Source organism: Oleiphilus sp. HI0079 (genome assembly GCF_001635105.1).
In genome coordinates this window covers 1-710 of record NZ_LWFT01000856.1, presented here as the reverse complement: position 1 = coordinate 710, position 710 = coordinate 1, and the positions used below count along the sequence as shown (strand labels likewise).

General features: G+C 44.6%; 1 protein-coding gene. It reads right to left on the bottom strand.

Annotated features, from left to right (window positions below):
* A partial coding sequence (locus A3750_RS16075; protein WP_156498647.1) for an ATP-binding cassette domain-containing protein occupies window positions 1-270 on the bottom strand: 270 nt, incomplete at its 3' end.
* Window positions 271-710: the final 440 nt, after the last annotated feature.

Below are 710 nucleotides of genomic sequence, written 5' to 3'. Positions count from 1 at the left end.
AACCATTTCACGCACGGTAATAGGGAAACTCCGATCAACTTGACTTAGCTGCGGTAAATAGGCGATTTGAGAGTGGTTAAGCTGTCCAAGGGAAATCGAACCTCCCAACAACTTTAGCTGCCCCATAATCCCTTTGAGAAGCGTCGACTTGCCCGCACCATTTGGCCCAACGAGCGCGACCATCGAACCTTCTTCGATTTCAAGAGACCGGTGATGAACGGCAGGATGGAGGTCGTAACCCAAGGTCACATTATCGACGGAAATACTCATGGGATCTTAGTGGCTCAAAGAGATATACAAAACCCACAACGAAGCACTTACGCCTAGTGCTATAGCAAGGCGCTGGATGATACCCATTTCAATAAGAGAGCGACGAGGCATGCAGACTACCTGAAAAATCGACCAAGTTCTTAGAGGATCGAAGTGTTGAAAGCAATTTAAGGGAAACTAACTTCAGATACCGCCGACAACTCAAACAGAACCAGGCATCTTCATCGAACGTAAGGTCATTAAATTGAGACAAGTTGTCATTCATGGTTGAAGACATCGGCTTCAACAACTAATTTGTTTCGGTAGTTGGTTGCTTTTTGTTCAAAACAGATTCATTTTGTGCGCTTTTTATACAAATAGTGCGTTTAGTTCCTTGACGCAACTGGTTAAAGGGTAAACACTTAAGTGGCAGCCAAAAAACAACAATCAGCGGAGGCACT